The organism is Planktothrix serta PCC 8927, assembly GCF_900010725.2.
Taxonomy (GTDB): domain Bacteria; phylum Cyanobacteriota; class Cyanobacteriia; order Cyanobacteriales; family Microcoleaceae; genus Planktothrix; species Planktothrix serta.
Genome location: NZ_LR734882.1, coordinates 122,140 through 140,963, shown reverse-complemented (window position 1 = coordinate 140,963; position 18,824 = coordinate 122,140). Strand labels below are relative to the sequence as shown.

General features: G+C 36.1%; 19 protein-coding genes. 12 read left to right on the top strand and 7 right to left on the bottom strand.

Annotated elements, in window-relative coordinates; translation table 11 throughout:
• The first annotated feature begins 495 nt into the window (after window positions 1-495).
• From PL8927_RS24015 to PL8927_RS24005, 3 genes are all read left to right on the top strand, one after another.
• Window positions 496-855, top strand: coding sequence for a late competence development ComFB family protein (locus PL8927_RS24015; RefSeq protein ID WP_083625977.1), 360 nt, complete (start codon window positions 496-498; stop codon window positions 853-855).
• Window positions 856-1,014: 159 nt separating this feature from the next.
• The gene (locus PL8927_RS24010) at window positions 1,015-1,323 is read left to right on the top strand and encodes a hypothetical protein (RefSeq protein ID WP_083625976.1); all 309 of its coding nucleotides are present in this window, start codon (window positions 1,015-1,017) and stop codon (window positions 1,321-1,323) included.
• A 222-nt stretch (window positions 1,324-1,545) separates the two neighbouring features.
• Window positions 1,546-1,872: a hypothetical protein gene (locus PL8927_RS24005; protein ID WP_156093312.1), complete on the top strand. Its 327-nt coding sequence runs from the start codon at window positions 1,546-1,548 to the stop codon at window positions 1,870-1,872.
• Between the two features lie 40 nt (window positions 1,873-1,912).
• On the opposite strand, the gene PL8927_RS24000 is transcribed toward PL8927_RS24005, so the two are convergent.
• Window positions 1,913-3,766, bottom strand: coding sequence for an ABC transporter ATP-binding protein (locus PL8927_RS24000; RefSeq protein ID WP_083625974.1), 1,854 nt, complete (start codon window positions 3,764-3,766; stop codon window positions 1,913-1,915).
• Between the two features lie 429 nt (window positions 3,767-4,195).
• On the opposite strand from PL8927_RS24000, the gene PL8927_RS23995 reads away from it, so the two are divergent.
• The gene (locus PL8927_RS23995; RefSeq protein WP_083625973.1) at window positions 4,196-5,944 is read left to right on the top strand and encodes a two-component system response regulator; all 1,749 of its coding nucleotides are present in this window, start codon (window positions 4,196-4,198) and stop codon (window positions 5,942-5,944) included.
• An 11-nt stretch (window positions 5,945-5,955) separates the two neighbouring features.
• On the opposite strand, the gene hisG is transcribed toward PL8927_RS23995, so the two are convergent.
• Window positions 5,956-6,600, bottom strand: a complete 645-nt coding sequence (hisG, locus tag PL8927_RS23990) for an ATP phosphoribosyltransferase (RefSeq protein ID WP_083625972.1) — start codon at window positions 6,598-6,600, stop codon at window positions 5,956-5,958.
• Between the two features lie 103 nt (window positions 6,601-6,703).
• Here hisG and PL8927_RS23985 point away from each other — a divergent pair, with 103 nt between their 5' ends.
• Complete coding sequence (locus PL8927_RS23985) at window positions 6,704-7,345, top strand: glutathione S-transferase family protein (protein ID WP_083625971.1); 642 nt, start codon at window positions 6,704-6,706, stop codon at window positions 7,343-7,345.
• A gap of 151 nt (window positions 7,346-7,496) precedes the next feature.
• Window positions 7,497-8,180 carry a two-component system response regulator RppA gene (gene rppA / locus PL8927_RS23980; RefSeq protein WP_083625970.1) on the top strand — a complete coding sequence of 228 codons (684 nt, stop codon included), beginning with the start codon at window positions 7,497-7,499 and terminating at the stop codon, window positions 8,178-8,180.
• A gap of 85 nt (window positions 8,181-8,265) precedes the next feature.
• Here the strand turns inward: rppA and PL8927_RS23975 are convergent, their stop codons facing one another.
• From PL8927_RS23975 to PL8927_RS23965, 3 genes are all read right to left on the bottom strand, one after another.
• Window positions 8,266-8,997, bottom strand: a complete 732-nt coding sequence (locus tag PL8927_RS23975; protein ID WP_083625969.1) for a class I SAM-dependent methyltransferase — start codon at window positions 8,995-8,997, stop codon at window positions 8,266-8,268.
• 101 nt (window positions 8,998-9,098) lie between these two features.
• Complete coding sequence (locus tag PL8927_RS23970; RefSeq protein WP_083625968.1) at window positions 9,099-12,959, bottom strand: Eco57I restriction-modification methylase domain-containing protein; 3,861 nt, start codon at window positions 12,957-12,959, stop codon at window positions 9,099-9,101.
• Between the two features lie 26 nt (window positions 12,960-12,985).
• The gene (locus tag PL8927_RS23965; protein ID WP_083625967.1) at window positions 12,986-13,819 is read right to left on the bottom strand and encodes a metallophosphoesterase; all 834 of its coding nucleotides are present in this window, start codon (window positions 13,817-13,819) and stop codon (window positions 12,986-12,988) included.
• A gap of 134 nt (window positions 13,820-13,953) precedes the next feature.
• On the opposite strand from PL8927_RS23965, the gene PL8927_RS23960 reads away from it, so the two are divergent.
• Genes PL8927_RS23960 through PL8927_RS23940 form a run of 5 tightly spaced genes read left to right on the top strand, consistent with a single transcriptional unit; the run spans window position 13,954 to window position 16,165 of the window.
• Window positions 13,954-14,496: a Uma2 family endonuclease gene (locus PL8927_RS23960; protein WP_083625966.1), complete on the top strand. Its 543-nt coding sequence runs from the start codon at window positions 13,954-13,956 to the stop codon at window positions 14,494-14,496.
• A 3-nt stretch (window positions 14,497-14,499) separates the two neighbouring features.
• The gene (locus tag PL8927_RS23955; protein ID WP_083625965.1) at window positions 14,500-14,955 is read left to right on the top strand and encodes a DUF29 domain-containing protein; all 456 of its coding nucleotides are present in this window, start codon (window positions 14,500-14,502) and stop codon (window positions 14,953-14,955) included.
• A 58-nt stretch (window positions 14,956-15,013) separates the two neighbouring features.
• Window positions 15,014-15,442 carry a DUF29 domain-containing protein gene (locus PL8927_RS23950; protein ID WP_083625964.1) on the top strand — a complete coding sequence of 143 codons (429 nt, stop codon included), beginning with the start codon at window positions 15,014-15,016 and terminating at the stop codon, window positions 15,440-15,442.
• 38 nt (window positions 15,443-15,480) lie between these two features.
• The gene (locus tag PL8927_RS23945; RefSeq protein WP_083625963.1) at window positions 15,481-15,828 is read left to right on the top strand and encodes a DUF433 domain-containing protein; all 348 of its coding nucleotides are present in this window, start codon (window positions 15,481-15,483) and stop codon (window positions 15,826-15,828) included.
• Entirely contained in the window at window positions 15,806-16,165 is a 360-nt protein-coding gene (locus PL8927_RS23940; RefSeq protein WP_083625962.1) for a DUF5615 family PIN-like protein, read from the top strand. Before PL8927_RS23945 ends, PL8927_RS23940 begins: the two co-directional genes overlap by 23 nt.
• A 145-nt stretch (window positions 16,166-16,310) precedes the next feature.
• On the opposite strand, the gene PL8927_RS23935 is transcribed toward PL8927_RS23940, so the two are convergent.
• Window positions 16,311-16,886 carry a hypothetical protein gene (locus PL8927_RS23935; RefSeq protein ID WP_083625961.1) on the bottom strand — a complete coding sequence of 192 codons (576 nt, stop codon included), beginning with the start codon at window positions 16,884-16,886 and terminating at the stop codon, window positions 16,311-16,313.
• Window positions 16,887-17,101: 215 nt separating this feature from the next.
• On the opposite strand from PL8927_RS23935, the gene PL8927_RS23930 reads away from it, so the two are divergent.
• Complete coding sequence (locus tag PL8927_RS23930; RefSeq protein WP_083625960.1) at window positions 17,102-18,487, top strand: NB-ARC domain-containing protein; 1,386 nt, start codon at window positions 17,102-17,104, stop codon at window positions 18,485-18,487.
• A 25-nt stretch (window positions 18,488-18,512) separates the two neighbouring features.
• On the opposite strand, the gene PL8927_RS23925 is transcribed toward PL8927_RS23930, so the two are convergent.
• On the bottom strand, window positions 18,513-18,815 hold the full coding sequence (locus tag PL8927_RS23925) for a hypothetical protein (RefSeq protein WP_197047542.1): 303 nt from the start codon (window positions 18,813-18,815) through the stop codon (window positions 18,513-18,515).
• Between the last annotated feature and the right edge of the window lie 9 nt (window positions 18,816-18,824).

The following is an 18,824-nucleotide window of genomic DNA, read 5'->3' as shown; positions in this document are numbered from 1 at the left end:
TCCCCCAGAGCCAGTCGCACCCCCCCCAGAAGTACCGGAGGAACCTCCTATTGAGTTAAATAAACCGATTACAACCCCAAATACAAATATCTAGAAAATCAGCGATCGCTGCTATTGCTTTCTGAAATAGAAACAGGGGTTAATCGGCGGATTAAAGGGAAAAATTACATCCAAGTTAACCTTAATTCTTGATCTTCCCGAAAACTTCACTATTATGATTTAAACTGCATTAGTTATATGACAAGTCAGAGTCATTGAGTATTTTATTCGATGCTAATTTGGCGAGTAAATTTTTAAGGGTGCAACGAATCTAAGAAAAAATTTAGACTTGAAATGGGGAACAATAATACGGAATCTATCGTTTAGAAAGAGAAAGTGGAATCGGAATTGAGAACGTGTTTTCTGGGTGAAATGTCTAATATGTTTCTGGCATCAAACTGTACAACCACCTGTTAATCCCTACTCTAATTATTCCTAAAGGAGGATTTCCATTCCATGAAAAATATTCAACAAAATGAGCCAGTATATGGTTTCCGTAACGCCATGGAAGAATTAGCCCTTGAAGAACTTGAACGACAACTCCAAAATTTACCCCCAGAACTGGTTCAATCAATTAATCAGATAGATGTCATAACCTATGCGCTGAATCGTCTACCACCTCTATACGCTTCTACAGAAGAGGGATATCAATGGCAACAGCAACAAGCCAGAAAATCAATGAAAGGGTTTATTTATCGGATGATAAAATTAAGCATCAAAGTCTCTCAACGACAGGGTAAAGTATTTTCGATTCCCTTAAAAGTCTCTCAACAATTAATAGGGCAAGACTTGAAATTTTTGTCAGAAAATAGTTAACTCGATGGGGAATAAATTTTCTAGTTTTTTAGGGGTTTAGAATTAGATCATTAGGGTGCTATATCATTCATTCTTGTCAGGTTTTGGGTTGGATTGTTGGGAAACTCTTGCAGAATTTGGTTGAATTTCAAACCTATATTGAATGCTGAAGTTTACCCTATGAATGTCCTTTTCACGGAATCTTTTGCACTAGAGCATCAGACCTTAGAGAAATTAACTCTCGCAGAAATAGAACAACAATTAGAGAGTTTACCTGATCAAATTGTTGTTTCCATCAATAAAACAAAAGCAAGTGCTTATGTTCTCAATGTTTTAACCCCCTTGCATCGTTGGGTGGGAAAGGAAAACCAGGGACATCCCTATTCCACTCATAAATTATTAAAAGATCTGATCTCCGAGGCGGTCACACTTTCCTTGTTACGACTCCTCTGTATTCCTCCTGAAACTGGATCGGATTTTTATTCCTAAAGATCCGAATAACAGATGATTTTACACTCTTTAATCTATCAGAAAAAGTCAATGTATTCCCTGAGATAGATTTAAGAGTTGAATTCCTGAGTTTCTACTTCTTTCTGGTAGAACTTCAAACAGATGACTCACTGATTTTATATTTTCCTCAATTTGATCACTATGTTATTTTTAACCCTTGTCTTCCAATGCCATCTCATTGTAGCTTTTCTAGTTTTCATCGTGTTTCTACGAAGTTTTTTACAAGATAAAACCACTCCCAATACTCATATTGGTTCGTGGGTTGTGATCGGATTTTCTGTTGCTTTTTGGCCAATTATTCTTCCCCTTACTCATTTAGAACGTCAATCTAAGAAAAGCAGTAAAAATCTAAATTCTCAGGGGAGTTATGATTTAGATCGCCCTAATTATACCTTCAAAAAAAATGACACGATTCCTTTTCCCTACTGGCGTTTAAAAGCGCGTTCAGTGAATCCCCCTTCTACCTATCCATTCTATACCCTTTACGTTATTTCACCCCATCGAATTCAACGAAAAATTCGCTCCTAGAAAAGTAGGGTGGGCATAGCCCACCAAACGAACTTTATTCTTAATTATTGTCCTGTACTTTTAACATTTGTAAGTTGTATAAACTGGCATATACGCCATTTTGCTCGATTAATTCTTCATGACTACCCGACTCAATCAGTTGACCCCGTTTTAATACTAAAATTCGATCCACATTTCTAATCGTTGAAAGACGGTGAGCAATAATAATCGCGGTACGTCCTTGTAGAAGATGTTCTAAGGCGTCTTGAATTAACGCTTCTGTCACCACATCTAAATTAGCTGTAGCTTCATCTAAAACTAAAATATGGGGGTTACGAATGGCGGCTCTGGCAAAGGCTAAGAGTTGTTTTTGACCACTGGATAAATTCGTTCCGCGTTCTCGTAATTCTGTATCATAACCTTGGGGTAACTGTTCAATAAATTGAGCAACATTGGTTTTTTCTGCCGCTTGTTGAATTTGTTCAAAACTATAGGATTCTCCCAAAGTAATATTACTTTTCACATCTCCAGCGAACAAAAATCCATCTTGTAAAATCACCCCAATATGGCGTCGAAGTTCCGCTTGACGTAACTCTCGAATATCAATCCCATCAACTAATATTCGTCCTTTGCTAGGTTCATATAATCGACACAATAACCGAATAATTGAACTTTTTCCGGCTCCCGTTGGCCCGACTAAGGCAACTTTTTCCCCTGGACGAATGGTTAAATTTAGATTTTTGATTACATATTCATCATCTTTATAGGCAAACCAAACATTTTCAAAGCGAATTTCTCCCGTTTGTATGCGGTTTTGATCATCAGGATCAAAAGCAGAAAGGTTGGCTGTAATTTGATCTAGATCTTGAATTTCTATCGGTTCATTGAGAATATTATTAATTCGTTCAATGGCAGTAAATCCGGCTTGAATAGCGGTAAATTTTTCGGCAAATTGTCGCAGGGGATCAAACAACCGTTGGGCGTATAAAATAAAAGCCGATAAGGTTCCAAAACTCAATTGATTTTGAATTACTTGCTTACCCCCAAACCAGAGAACAACGGCGATCGCAATTAAAGCAATCCATTCTAAGGTTGCTGATACCGCCGAATCATAAAAAATGGTTTGATCAACGGCTTTAATATAGTGAAGATTGGTGGCCCGAAATAATTCAGAATTAAACCGTTCTCTACGGAATAATTGCACAACACCAATCCCCACCATATTTTCTTGAAGTTGGGAATTGAGATTGGAAAGTTCCTCTCTGGATTGATAATTAGCTTGGCGGTATTGTTGTTGAAAATAAACAATCAGGGCTGTTACCGGAACCATCATCAGCACTAAAATCAAAGCCAATTGCCATTGCATGGTAAACATCAGAACAGCAATCACTAAAATCGAAAATAAATCACTGATAATTCCAATTGCACCCGTAGAAAATACATCTCCCAAGGCATCAACATCACTGGTTAAACGAGTAATTAATCGACCAACGGGAGTGCGATCAAAAAATCTAACCGCCAGAGAGGTGACATGATCAAATAAATCATTGCGAATATCAGTGGTTATTTGTTGACCGACTTTCTGCACCCAATACCCTTGAATTGCTTGGAGAAAAAATCGGACTAAAATTGTGAGTAAGAGGATAATAGCCAGAACATTTAACCCATCCGATAAAGACATTTTTTGCAGAAACGGATAGGTTGTGGGTTCTTGACGAATTAAAGAAATCGCTTGTCCAATTAAAATCGGTTGAACGGCACCAGAGAGCGATAGAGGAATTAATAAAATCAAGCTTAGAATTAATAAACGCTGATGTCGTTTCGCATACTCAGCAACCCGCATTAGTAACAGCCAGTCTGTTTCACGCGAATTCTGTTTTTGAGGTGTATTATTAGGGGAAAATCGGGTAGTCATTCCAACTCGAATTAGGGCGTGATTGTCACTTGATCAGAGTTTAACACGCTTGAAGCCAGAAGTTCGACGGCAATACTCCACAGCAGCCTCCTCTGTATCCCGGAAGTCCAAGAAAGTTCAAGCGCTACCCCAAAGCCTCAATTTTACCGAGGAAAGTATTTTTTAAGCGATTAAAGTCCGTATAATTACGGAAATTGTCAAGATCATGATCACTGATGGGCGATGTAGATCACAAATTTTTGTGTAAAATCTCACAGAATTATTTTTTTTCTATCACTGCACTTGCAGAACAAAAGATCTATTTTAAGTCATATAATGTTCTTTATCTTTTTTAAAGAAACCCTCGGCTTGGAATTACAGACAATCAATAACCACAGGCTTTATAGTCTATAGGAACTCTGAAGACGATTTGAGGATCAACTAGAAACCATGAAAACAATTCTAATTATTGAAGATGATGTCCTGTTGCGTCGAAGTTTGCTGAAAATTCTTCATGCGGAAGGGTTTCAAATCCTCGAAGCAGACAATGGACAAGTGGGTCTGCAACTTCTTAAAACCCAACAACCGGATTTAGTTTTATGTGATTTAATCATGCCTAATTTAGATGGTTATGGAGTCCTAGAACAGTTAAGAAGTAACCCGGACACCCTGTCAATTCCTTTCATTTGTTTAACCGCCCAACATGAACGTAGCAATTTACGCCGGGTGATGGAATTGGGAGCGGATGACTATCTGACCAAACCTTATAGTAAATCTGAACTATTAGCCGCCATTCAAGCTCAGTTTAATAAACAGGAAAGAGTTCATTTTCCCTTGTCATTATCGGAGTCTCCCAGCTTAATTCAATTAATGGGAAATGTTAATGATGAATCTCGGATTAACTTAGCGGCTCAATTCAGTTTAGAGAGTAAATTTAAACAAATTATTAAGCTAATTAAGTCACCGGATCAATCTATTCCGGTGTTTATTTTAAGTTTAGATCGCTTAGAACGGTTTCAAGATTATTTAGGAACAAATTATGGTGATATTTTAGTTCAAGCTGTAATTAATCGAATTCATGATGAAATGAAAAGGGCTGGATTTGTGGTTAAATTTAAAAGCGAAAAAATCGCCTTAATCTTACCTCCTATTTCTGATGATGAAGAAATCGAAGAAATTGCTAAAAAACTGTTAAATTGTTTATCTAAACCGATCCAGATTTCCGATTATAAATTATTATTAGGCTGCTGTTTAGGTGTTTCTTTATATCCCCAACATGATGATAATTTTGATAATTTGCTGATCAAAGCTAATATTGCCCTGCGTCAAGCCCAACAACAGGGAACCCATTCTTATTTTCTCTATTCTAATGAAATTTGGACAAAAATTCAAGAGCGTTTTCTCTTAGAAATTGATCTGCATCATGCTTTAGATCAAGAAGAATTTATTATCCATTATCAACCTCAACTCGACTTTAAAACCGGAAAAATAACGGGGGCTGAAGCTTTATTTCGATGGCAACATCCGCAACGAGGGTTAGTTCCTCCAATTGAATGTTTAAGTATAGCCGAAGAAAATGATTTAATTGTAGAAATTGATGAATGGATGATTCGTCAAGTTTGTAAACAAGTCAAACAATGGCAAAATCAGGGATTTGAACTCTCCGTTGCGGTGAATGTTTCGGGAGTAAAATTTCATCAACGCAACTTAGGACGGTATGTGATGCAAGTTTTAAAACAAACCCATTTAGATCCTAGGTGTTTGGAATTAGAATTAACTGAAAGTGTGTTAGTTAAAAATCCCGAACGGGCTGTTTCTATTTTACAAGAATTAAAAAATTTAGGAATCGGACTTTCCTTAGATGATTTTGGGACGGGATATTCCTCCTTAAGCTATTTACAAAAATTTCCCTTTGATACCTTAAAATTAGATCGCTGTTTTGTCAAAGATGTCAACCTTCATGTTAAAAATGCAGCCATTGTTAAAGCGACGATTGTAATGGCTCATAGTTTAAATATGAAAGTCATTGCTGAAGGAGTAGAAACGGAAGCTGAACAACAATTTCTGCGAGATCATGAGTGCGATTGTTTACAAGGATATTGGTTTAGTCGTCCTGTAGAACCCCGGATTTTCGAGCAACTGCTCAAGGAAAATACTTCGGAAATAACGACTAAACCCCTATCCACTTTAGAATGTTAAATCTAAAAAATTTACACTTTAACGGTTAATTCTGCTCGAATTTGAGTCATTAAATCCTTCAGTCCGTCTGTATTTAAACGATAACTTAAGGGATGAGCAATTAAGTGGGCTGTACTTTCAAACAAAACCTGAATTTCTGTTAATCCATTTTGTTGTAATGTTTTACCCGTAGAGACTAAATCCACAATCGCTTCAGACATTCCTGTAATTGGCCCTAATTCGACGGAACCATATAGCGGTATAATTTCAACAGGTAAATCCAAACTCTCAAAATACTCGTTAGCACAGTGGACAAATTTAGACGCTACCCGACTATGGGGCGGCAATTCTACGGGGCGCTGATAGGGACTTGATTGTTTAACAGCTACCGACATCCGGCACTTGCCAAATTTGAGATCTACTAGAGAAGCCACTTGAGGCTTTTTCTCCCGCAGGACATCATAACCCACAATCCCCAACTGCGCTTGACCATATTCGACATAAACAGGGACATCTTGCGCCCGGACTAGCAACCCCTTGGCCGTTTGGGTGGGATCATGAATTTGAAGTTGTCGATTGGCTGGATCTAAAAAAGCACTAAAATCAAGTCCAACGGCTTGTAGAAGTCGAATGCTGTCTATTAATAAAGCGCCTTTAGGCAGTGCTACGGTAATCATAAAGATGAGAAATGAGACAATTTAGGATTTATCAACACAGTTCGCCGAGAATTCGGGATCTGATGAAACTGCAATTATTACCCTAACTTTTATTTACCAGATTATGGGACAGTTAACTCTGGTGATCGGCAATAAAAATTATTCGTCTTGGTCGCTGCGTCCTTGGTTAGTTCTGAAACAAGTAGGACTTAATTTTCAGGAAATTTTGATTGATTTGGGTACTCCCAACACCCACAAAGAAATCAGACGTTATTCTCCATCGGGGAAAGTTCCGGTGTTATTAGATGGAGATTTAACGGTTTGGGAATCCTTAGCCATTTGTGAATATATTGCCGAAAATTTTATTAGAGATTTATGGCCTCAAGACCGAGAAGCCAGAGCTTATGCTCGTTGTGTGAGTCAGGAAATGCACGCCGGATTTATGAATTTACGGCAACAAATGCCGATGAATTGTCGCACTCGTTACCCCAGAGAAGGCATGAAACCCGGTGTACAAGCTGATATTGATCGCATTACGTCAATTTGGCGAGAATGTCGTCAACAATATGGGTCGGGTGGTGAATTTTTATTCGGAAATTTTACCATTGCCGATGCTATGTTTGCTCCGGTTGTTTCTCGATTTATTAGCTATGATGTCAAGTTAGGATTAATTGAACAAGACTATGTTAAAGCTATTTGGTCACTTCCGGCAATGCAGCAATGGATTGATGCGGCTCACCTAGAACCCGAAATGATGTACTTTTAATGGGTTGACGGTTGACGGTTGACTGTTAACTGTTAGCTTTGTTAGTTTTTAATAAAACTATTGCCTATTGCCTATTGCCTATTGCCTATTGCCTATTGCCTGTTCCCTATTCCCTGTTCCCTGTTCCCTGTTCCCTGTTCCCTCTTACCTGATGCGAATTTTATTAGTTGATGATGAAATCGAATTAACAGAACCTTTGAGTCGGGTATTAACCCGTGAAGGGTATCTTGTTGATATTGCCACAGATGGGCGTTTTGGCTGTGATTTAGCCCGTCAAAATCATTATGATTTATTAATTTTAGATTGGATGTTACCACAAAAATCGGGTTTAGAAATTTGTCAGGAATTGCGATCGCAATCTGACCCAACCCCGATTTTATTTTTAACAGCAAAAGACACCCTAGATGATCGAGTTCAAGGGTTAGATGCCGGGGCTGATGACTATTTAATGAAACCCTTTGAATTACGCGAATTATTAGCAAGAGTTCGCGCCTTATTGCGTCGTTACCAAGCCATAGAATCCCCCCTTACCCATTCTAATCGTTTGCAAGTCGCAGACTTAGAATTAGACCTCGAAAATCAACTCGCTTATCGGGGAACACGAATGATTGATTTATCGGAAAAAGAAAGCCAACTTTTAGCTTATTTAATGCGTTATCCAGGGCAACTATTAACCCATCATCAAATTCATCAACATCTTTGGGGAGATGGCGAACAACCCAGCAGCAATGTATTAGCCGCACAAATTCGCCTTTTAAGAAGAAAAATTGAAATAACCGGAGAAACCCCCTTAATTCATACGGTTTACGGCAAAGGATATCGTTTCGGAGAATAGTTAAAAGGGGAGCAGGAGAAGCGCGTTTTCTACAGTCGTAGGGGCGGGGTACTCCCGCCCGTAACCGTCAACAGCCAACGAATATTTAAGGTTTAATTCCTCCAAATAAGGCGATTTCAAACAATTTCATAAAACAATCAACATTTTGATAACCAATCTCGCGTAACCAATCACACTGTAACTCAACGGGAGCTAAAATATTGGCGATTTTATCTGGCCGATTATAATATTTTTGATCGACTTCTTCCCGTGATAAATTATTTCCTAACTTTTTATGATAAACATAAAGAGAATCAACAAATAACTCATCAAATAACTGTTCACCCCAAGGAGATGTTGAGGAAATATGCTCTAAATTCAGAAAAAGTCCTCCCGGTTTCAATAAATCAAAAATTTCCTGATATAACTCTTTTTTTCGTTCATCGGGTTGATGATGAATCGAAAACCCTGATACAATTACATTAAAAGGAGCGTCATTTTTTAAGGTTTGAATCCAATCTTTTAGACTAAAATCTTGTAAAATAAAAGAAATCTTTCCAGAAGATTGATCAACGCTCTCCTGTGCTACTTTAACCATTGTTTCTGAAATATCTAAAAACACCCCCCTAGCATCAGGATATTGACTTAAAATAGAACGTCCTAAAATTCCATCTCCACAACCTAAATCTAAAAAATTATCCAGATTAGGTTGAGCTTTTCTAATAATTCTTAACAGAATATCAATTTGTTCTACTGCTAAGGGAATTGCCCCTCGTACCCCCTCTAAAAAGGCTTTAGAAAGTTTAGCAGTTTTCCAGACCGTATAGGTATGAGACATCGTTAAATTATCCTAATTTGAAGTGATTAAATTTCTTCCGGGGTAAACCACCCAGATACCAAGACATAAAGAAAATTTTTGTGTCTCCCTGTCTTTGGGGTTCAAACTCTCCTAAATTTACTCCTCTCTACAATAGCAATTTCTGCTTCCGTTAATCCATACAACCGATATACAATTGCATCTATCAGTTTATCACATCTCATTAACTGGGTTTTGAGGGGTAATAGGATATTTAAACTGTTTTGATATTCCTGTTCTAACATTTGTTGTTTTTTTTGGCAAAGGGGAGCAATTTTGAGCTTATTTTTATTTAAAACGGATATGAACTCATCAAAACCAAGATGGAGTTCTGTTTTGTAATAGTCTCCTAAGTAATTCCGAATTTTAGATTTATGATTTAGAGTATCAATAGAACAACCCATAAAGCCTTCTAACCCTTGCAAAAAGCTTTGAATTTCAGTTTGCTTTTGTTTATTGAGTTCAATCATTTGTTCAGCTAAATAGGCTAACAGATCGTGAATAATGTCTGTTTCTGGGGGTTGTTGATTAAGGTGATAGTTGACTTGGGTTAATAGGGGATTAAGATTACCATTGCTTTGATATTGATGATAAAAGGCGATCGCATTTTCCAGGGATTTTTGACGATGTTCTAAGGGAGTATTAAAAGTAAAAATAGGAATCGGTAAAGCAGCAATTTCTGATATACTAATATGGTTATTCGTGCTAGTTAATCTGAATCTCCATTCTAAAAGATTAGAATTGAGTAGTGCGAGTAATGTAAAAGCAGAATGATTGTTTTCAATCAAGAAATAGGAAACGCTATCAAAACAATAGCAAGGAGTGGGTAAAGGTGTAAAAATTAGGCGTTTCCAACTATCAAGAGCCGCATTTCTCTGGTAGCCAATTCGGGGTTGAAGGGTATGAATGATTCGATTTCCTCCCATTTGCTGATAATAAGCAGTGACATTGAGATATTTTGTCATCCCTTGTTTAGGTTGAGGAATAAATTCATAGCGCTGAATATTTCCTCCTCGTAATATTCGACAACCGCTATTCGGATTTTTACTAATTAAATTATTCATCGTCGTTTCATTAATTTCACCTTGATAAGTTGAGCAAATATTTTTTACTTTTTGGATTTGATTTTGAATATTAAACCGCCTTAAAACTTGAACTTCTTCAGTGGATGAAAGCAGAGGAATTGGTAAATTATTATCATCTAATGCTTCAATTTCAGTTAAACTACAATAAAATTCTCCTGAAATTTCTTCCAGAAGATTACCGGGATGTACGGTAATTTTAATGGGTTGATTATTAAGAGAGTTACTGAAAATAATAATACAAGTTGGGAGTTTGGCTTTCCTAAAAATCCTTCGATTTGGATCGTCTTTTTGAGGAAAAGCATTAACCTGACGAATCTTATTTTTATGTAACAAAAACTTTCTGAGAGAAATAGCTTGTTGGTCAGCTAAAACAGACAGGGGGATAATCAAACCCACAAATCCAAATCGAGAGATTAAATAATCTGATCGACAAATAAATAATCTATATAAATCTAGTTTTCCGCCGAGACTATGAGCAAAAACTGGATTAGATTTCAGGTAGTTAATTAAACAGCCTAGGTTTTCTTTTCTCTCTTTCTCTGCTAAAATATCGTAAGGTGGATTTCCAATCACAGCATCAAACCCAGCATTTTCTTTCCAAGTAGCATTTTTTAAATCAATAAATACCTCTGGAAACTCTAAATCCCAATGAAAAAACTGTTTTTCATAACTTGTTTTTTTTGTTGGCTTTAATTCAAAAAAATGAGAAATATCCCTATTTAATAACTGTTTATAAGGTTTTATTGTTTTATTAAAATAACGAAATAATTTTTTACTTTGTTCAACTTCTACAAAAGTTACATCATTCAAAATACTTATATTTTGCATAATTTCCCCCGCTTTTAATAATTCCACAAATGACCCTGTTAATAAAATTGACTGTCCAGTTTCATCTGCTAAAATTTTTGCTCCTACTTCTCTAATTGTTGTCCCAATTAATGAATTTCCACACCGTAAATGATGATCTAAAAAACTCAAATGTGCGCCAATTGTAAAGGAATGTAGCCATAAACTCACTTTTGCTAATTCTACCGCCATTGGGTTTAAATCTACCCCATAAATACAGCGTTTTATCACCAATCGCTGCAATAATTGAGTGGGATCTAATTGATCAGAATCAATCAAAATGTCCTGTTGTTCTAAATTATCTACAATACTTTGACGAGTCTGATCCAACATTTCCAAGACTGGATTATGTTCAGGATATTGTGTTAAAATATAGATTAATTCATCGGTCAAATAATCTACTGTTTCTAATAAAAAGTGACCGCTTCCCATCGCGGGGTCACAAACTTTTATATCGAGTAATGTAGTTGTTGCGTCTTGCTGTAATTGCTGTAACTCCTTTCGTAAGTTGTTCAAACTTTGCTTTTCTAATGCTTGATTTTTGATCTGATCATATAGTTGATAAATTTGCTCCATGAGTTCAGAAAATTGTTGCGATCGCTGTTCTAAAATCGGCTTTAGGGTTTGACTAACCATGTATTTTATAATATAATCAGGAGTATAATAAGAGCCTGTTAACCTGCGATCGCTTTGATCATTTTCTAAATAAACCTTTCCCGTCGTAGCATCTTCAATAATAATTTGATATTCTAACAATTCTTCATAAATTGACCCCAATTGTCGCACGTCTAAAAAATGATAATCAATGGGTTTTCCTTCAAATTGTGCTAATTGATCTAATAGAGGAGCTAATATCACATCTGGTAGTTTAAATTGAGATAAAAAATAATTAGCGGAATCATCTAATTGATCCTGTAGTTTACTAAAATTAAAGTCAAATAAACTGCCATTATAAGGAGAAATACCTAATTTTTTTTCTCCCTGACCCACAAGTTGAAATAAATTCAAAAGCCGATCATATATTTCCGTTGAAGTTGGGCTTAATCTCTTCTGAATTTTAATATCTTGAGCTACTTCTTGAGTTAACTGCATTAAGCTATAATCTCGATAATTCCCCCCCATAGGTAACAAATTTCTCGCTTCAGCATAGAGCAAAAATAACAGCTTATAAACAAAAGATAGAGTCGCTTTATAAACTTGTTTAGATGTCACAGGTTGTCCCTGTCGAGTTGCATTTGCGACAAAACCCCCCGCTAAATTAGGAAATATCCGCTCAAAAACTAATGCTTTTAACTCATTTTCCACTCGCCTTGAGTATCTGGTACTTTCCTCCCGTATCCCTTCTAAAAAATTGCGTCCTTGGGAATTTTTAACAAAGGCTTCTTGGCGAAAAAATAGCCAAAAATATTTAAACTGTTCTAAATTTTCTGTTTCCAAAAGCTCTAGTAAATCGATGGGATAAAACTCTGTTGCTTTAGAAGATGCTAAACGATAATAGAGTCGCCATTCTCGACCATTCGTTAAAATTCCCCAATTTACTCCCGTCCTGATCAAATCGTTAATAATTTGAAAAGATGGGTTAGTATTTTGATCAATATCTCGTTGATCATTAGTCAAAACTTTACTTAAGGGACGTTGCCAATATTGGGATTGTGCGATCGCAATTACCCTAGAATAAAACGCGGTTTCATGAGTTTGTAAACAATAGGCTTGATTCTGTTCTATTTTATGGTTAAATAAAGCATAATTAGGACATTTTATTTGACTTTTATCATAATAATTAACTTGATAAATATAACTAAATCCTAAAATTTCTAATGCGGGTTGAATCAAAAAATTTTGAGTTTGAACTTGATTGAATGTTGATAATAAATTTTGTTGAGACTGATAGAGACTTTTTAACTGCTTAAACCCCGCAGTTACATCAACTAGCCATTCTGGACAGTCCTGAATCTGATGCTGTAAGTAATGTTGAGAAAATAGGGATTTGTTGTTGTTTTTACCCTGGGTCACGATATTACCTCTGAATAGAAATAGAGTTAAACTTTAGATTTTAAAGTAATAATTGTAACTTCTGGCGGACAATTCCAACGCCCCGGTAAATAGGTTCCTAAACCGCGATTTACATATAAATAATTATTCCCAACTTGATGCAATCCTGATGCCCAATTCCAATGTTTATAAATTAAATTGCAATTTGAAAAAAATGGAATCCAACGATGAAAAGGTTGGGGGATATGGCGACGAATAGAAGGTAATAAAGAAGGTAATACCCCTAACTTGGGTAACACGATTTGACCGCCATGAGTATGGCCAGAAAGCTGTAAATCGACTCGCCATTGCTGTAAGATTTCGGCAGTATCCGGGTTATGAGATAAAATAATTCTTGGGATTTTTTCATCTAAGGTATTCATTACCTTGTGTGGCTGAAATTGTTTTGATTTTAAATCTCCTAATCCAATTAAAGCAAGTTCTACTCCCATAGGATAAGCAATTTGATTACATAGCACCTGAATTCCGATTTCATTTAAAGCATCAGTAACGGTTTTTTTAGAATAGGAATAATAATGATCATGATTGCCTAAAACGCCATAAACTCCGGCTTTGCTATATAATTGTTTAAGGTAAACTGTGAGTTGATGAATTGGTGTCGGATCATGGGTAACATAATCCCCCGTTAATACAATTAAATCGGGTTTAGCTTGATTGGTAACAGCGATCGCTTCTTTTAACAATTGTTTAGATAATCGCAACCCATCATAATGAAAATCTGTAAGCTGTACTAATTTTATTCCACTCAATTTAGGGGGGAGGTTAGCGATCGCAACGGTTAACTGTTCAATCTTTAATTTTCCCGTTAAAAGCGGATACATAAAGTTAAATCCCTTGATAAACGATGCAACTCTAGTGTAGCAATTTCTTCCCAGGAAAACGGCTAGAGAATCATGCGATCGCTCTAAAATTTTGCTATAATATCCTTTCTATAATAAGAACAGGTAATTGGGTAATGAAAACGTTAGCAAAATGGTCTATAGAGGATTATCACCAGATGATTGATGCTGGGATTTTGTGCGATCGCAATGTCGAACTATTAGCAGGTGAAATCGTTGAAATGAGTCCAGAAACTCCTATTCATTATTATACGGCTGAGGAAGGTACACAATACTTACAAACCTTGTTAGCAAGTAAAGCTCATGTTCGTTTTAATGGCCCTATTACCCTGTCAAACTCTGAACCTGAACCGGATATTGCTATTGTTAGACTACCCAAGTCAACTTATAAAAATCATCATCCTTATGCTGAGGATATCTATTGGTTAATTGAAGTAGCCAAAAGTAGTTTAAAAAAAGATTTAGAATTAAAATTATCAATTTATGCTAAAGCTCTCATCCCTGAATATTGGGTTTTAGATTTATCACAAAAACAATTAATCGTATTTCGAGAACCTGAAAATAACAATTATTTGATTCAACAAATTTTTAGCCAAGGGATTATTACCCCTCTAGCGTTTCCTGATGTTCAAATATCTGTTGAAAGACTCGTGAGTTAAACAATGAATACAAATTTGTACGAAAAAGACTATTACCAATGGTTAAACAAAACGGCTTACCTCCTAGCAGAAGGTCGTTTTTCTGACCTGGATATTCCGAACTTAGTCGAAGAAATCGAATCAATGGGAAAAAGCCAAAAACGAGCCATAGAATCTTATCTCAATGTACTATTATTGCATCTATTAAAACGGAAATACCAGCCAGGACATCGAAGTGGTAGTTGGAGAGGTTCAATTCGCAATAGTCGGTGGGGAATTCACAAACGCATTCAAGAAAGTCCAAGCTTAAAATCCTATCCGCAAGATGTTTTTTTAGAATGTTACACTTTAGCCAGAGCGAATGCGGCTGATGAAACAGGATTACCCTTAGAAATGTTTCCCGAACTTCCTCCTTTTAGCATTGAACAGGTTTTAGATGAGCATTTTTTACCCTCTGAATCAACTCTGTTAGAATCATAAATGAAATAAATTCAGCAATATTCACAGTCCCCCTATTACCTTTAATTATAGGAAAACCATGAACTCAACGACTCATGAAACAGACTTTTATGCTTGGACACAGGAACAAGTACAGCTATTAAAAACAGGACAACTTCATCAAATCGATTGGCAAAATATTGCTGAAGAAATAGAAGACATGGGACGCTCTGAAAAACGACAATTAGAAAGTCGATTAGAACTCTTAATTATGCACTTATTAAAATGGCAATTCCAGCCAAACTTACGTTCTCGAAGTTGGCAATTAACAATTAAAGAGCAACGCCTCCGGTTAGCAAAACTTCTACAAAAAAACCCTAGTCTTCAACCTAATTTGACCGAAGCGATAGAAGATGTTTATCCTTTGGCTACTATCAGCGCGGAAAGAGAAACGGGGTTATCTTTATTTCCTGAAACTTGTCCCTATACCTTAACAGAGATTTTATCCCTTGAATTTTTACCCGAATAAAAGTATGATTATTAAAGAGATAGCATATCGTTTTAACAATGCAGTTACAAGATTACTTAGAATTTATTAATCCTGATGAAATTCACCTCAAAGGTCATCGCATTGGCATTGAGGATGTGATCAAATATTATCTGGATGGATATACCCCGGAACAAATTTTACAAGAGTTACCCACTCTAAACCTAGAAAAAATTTATGCGGTGATAACCTATTATTTACAAAATCGTTCTGCGATGGATGCTTATCTATTGCGGTTATGGAAACAACGAGAACAACATTATCAAGAGTTTATCACTCATCCTTCACCGTTAAGACAACGTTTGCAAGCGGTTAAACAGCAACGAGAACAGGAGAAATTAAAATATGAAAGTTCGGTTTCTCCTTGATGAAAATTTACCCCCAAAATTGAAGTTAGCGGTACAACGTTTTAATTCAGATATTGATATTATCAGAGTTGGAGAACCAGAAGCACCCCCATTAGGAACCCTTGATCCAGAACTGCTGAATTATTTGGAAATCTCCCAACGATTATTAGTAACAGACAACCGCAATAGTATGGGAGGACATTTGCAGGATCATTGGGGAAAAGGTGGACATATTTGGGGATTAGTTTGGTTACGTCCAGGTGGTACAATTAGAACTTGGTCAGAATCTTTAGTGTTAATTTGGGAGATTACTGAAGTTGAGGAGTGGTTAGACAAATTAGACTGGATTCCTTATTAACTATTATCTTAATAAATTAGAGCGATCGCCTCCTAAAACTCCCCTCCTCCCCTCGTTTCTGGGTTCTACCTAGAAATGATATTAGGGTGGCTCTGCCAACTGATACAATATTCACAGGTTCTACCTGGGAACGAGGAAAGCCTAATTAGTGAGGATGAGGAGGATGAGGAAGATGATAATGAGTGTGAGAATGTTGACTTAATTCAAATTCTATTGTATAGTCAGAGGCATTTCCGACATCAATATAATACCAACCATTAACCCATTTTTTTCCAGAAAACACATTGTCACAAAAACGATCTAGTCCATTCCCAGAGTACCTGGCATTGTACTTTTTAAAATCCCCATATTCCAACCAAAAACAAGGGCGATATGAACCAATTGCGTATTTATGGCTTAACGGATAAAACGTCCTTACGTTATGGAGTTGACAAATATCCAGAAAATTCTCATGTCGTTCTATATAAAAATAATATTCTCTCTGTCTAAGGGGCTGGTTTAAAAGCACTACTTTATCAAAATAAGTAACAAGAGACAATTTCTTCAGACTTTTAAGATCATCAAATTTCTGACGATTAGGTTCTACTCGTACTCGTAAGTGACTCCAACCTTGAGAAATCCATTGTCCATTTTCGTAATAAGCGATGGCAATATCTAGGGTAAAACTTCCATAGAACCCGCTACGAGGAAGAAAAGATGCTGTTAAAGTAGCAGACAACATAATAATTAAGAGGGTAGACTACTCAGGTTATGAAACTCAACAATTGTCTATCAGTATAGTTTGTAATATCTAAAGATGACAATCCTAATAAGTCCGATAAAGTCAGTAGTTTTATAAAGTTTTTTATCAATTTATCGAGGATAGACTTGTCAAAGTATGGAAAAGTACGATAAAGTAAGATTGCATTGAGCCAAATTTTAACCCTAACTTCATCTATGACTACAGAGGAACTGTTGCAATGGACAGATGATCTTGTATTTGCCAAAACGGAGAAACACCTGGATTCTGTGGAAATGGCTATCTTAGAAGGAACTTGGCAAGGATTAAAATATGAAGAAATTGCTAAAACTTGTAATCGTAGTAATTCCCATGTTAAAAATATAGCTGCGGAATTATGGAAGACGTTATCGGATGTGTTAGGGGAAGATATTAAACAGTCTAATGTTTGTTCTAGTTTAGAAAGAAAAGCGGGATATAATATTTACAATTATGTAAACTCTTCTTCAGAGATTGTTAGTAGTAAAATTAATACTCATATTAATATTTGCCAAGAAAATAGTAAATATCCAGAAGATACTAGACAGCGATCGCAATCTCCCCCAGAAACTGCCCAAACCCCAAATGAGTCTCCAATTATCAACTTAATAGATGCACCGACATTAACAGACTTTTACGCTCGCACTTCCGAACTCTCCACCCTCAAACAATGGATATTAGAAAAACACACTCGCCTGATTACAATCTATGGATTAAGTGGAATTGGGAAAAGTGCGTTAACGCTTCAACTTATCGAAGAAATTAATACCGAATTTGATTATATTATCTGGAAAAACTTAAGTAACCGCCTTACCCTGTCAAGACTCGAAACCGAACTCAAAGAATTTTTTTATCAATCTCAACAAACCCCCTTATCTACAATTATTGACTGTTTTCGTCAGTCTCGCTGTTTAGTGATTCTGGATGATGTGCAGGAAATTTTTCAAATTGGTGAGTTAGCAGGTCAATATTTACCTGAATATCAAGATTATAGTAAATTTTTTAGAAAAGTTACCACATCTAGTCATCAAAGTTGTTTGATTCTCCTGAGTTGGACAACACCGAGAGAAATTGTTACCTTAGAAGCAGAGAATCAACCTCTAAAAAGCTTAAATTTGAGAGGTTTAGGAGAAGCAGCAACAGAAATTTTAAGACAGAAAGGATTAAAAGATGAGGAAAACTGGTTAGAATTAATTACCCTATATCAAGGTCATCCTTCCTGGTTAAAGATTATCGCTGCAACCATTAAAGAGATCTATAATGGCAGTGTTTCCCTATTTTTAGCCGATCAACAAAATATCTATTTAGGAGATTTAGAACATCTTCTGGAATTGCATTTAGAACGTTTATCGCTATCAGAAAAACAGGTAATTCATGGGTTGGCTAATCAAGATCAACCTGTTAATTTTTCTGAAACCCTTCTTGACATTGAACTATCAAAATCTGAATTTTTGCAGGTTATAAAATCCTTAATTCGGCGTAGCTTGATTGAAAAAGTAGAAATTGGAGAGCGATCGCTATTGACTCTAAATCCCATTTTTAAAAGCTATATTAAACAGAAATGAGGTTGGTTATTGATTACCTTAACCGTCATAAATCAACCTTACTTCCAGGTGATTTATCCCGTAAATTCTCAAAAGTATCATCGTCAATACTTTCTAAATCTACTCTTTGTCTAAAATCTTGTAACGCTGACCAAAAATCATTAGCCTCTCTAATTTCTACTAAAAATTCTTGATTATTCCGACTTAAGGCTAACTTAATTTCAACTAACATTGCTTCTTCGGGCGTTAGTTGTAAAAACTCAGCCACAGTTCCCACTTTCCAGCCTTTAGCTTCTAACCGTTTCTTTTTTTCTTCATCCACTGGATGATTAGGACTAATCTCGGTCATATTGACTTA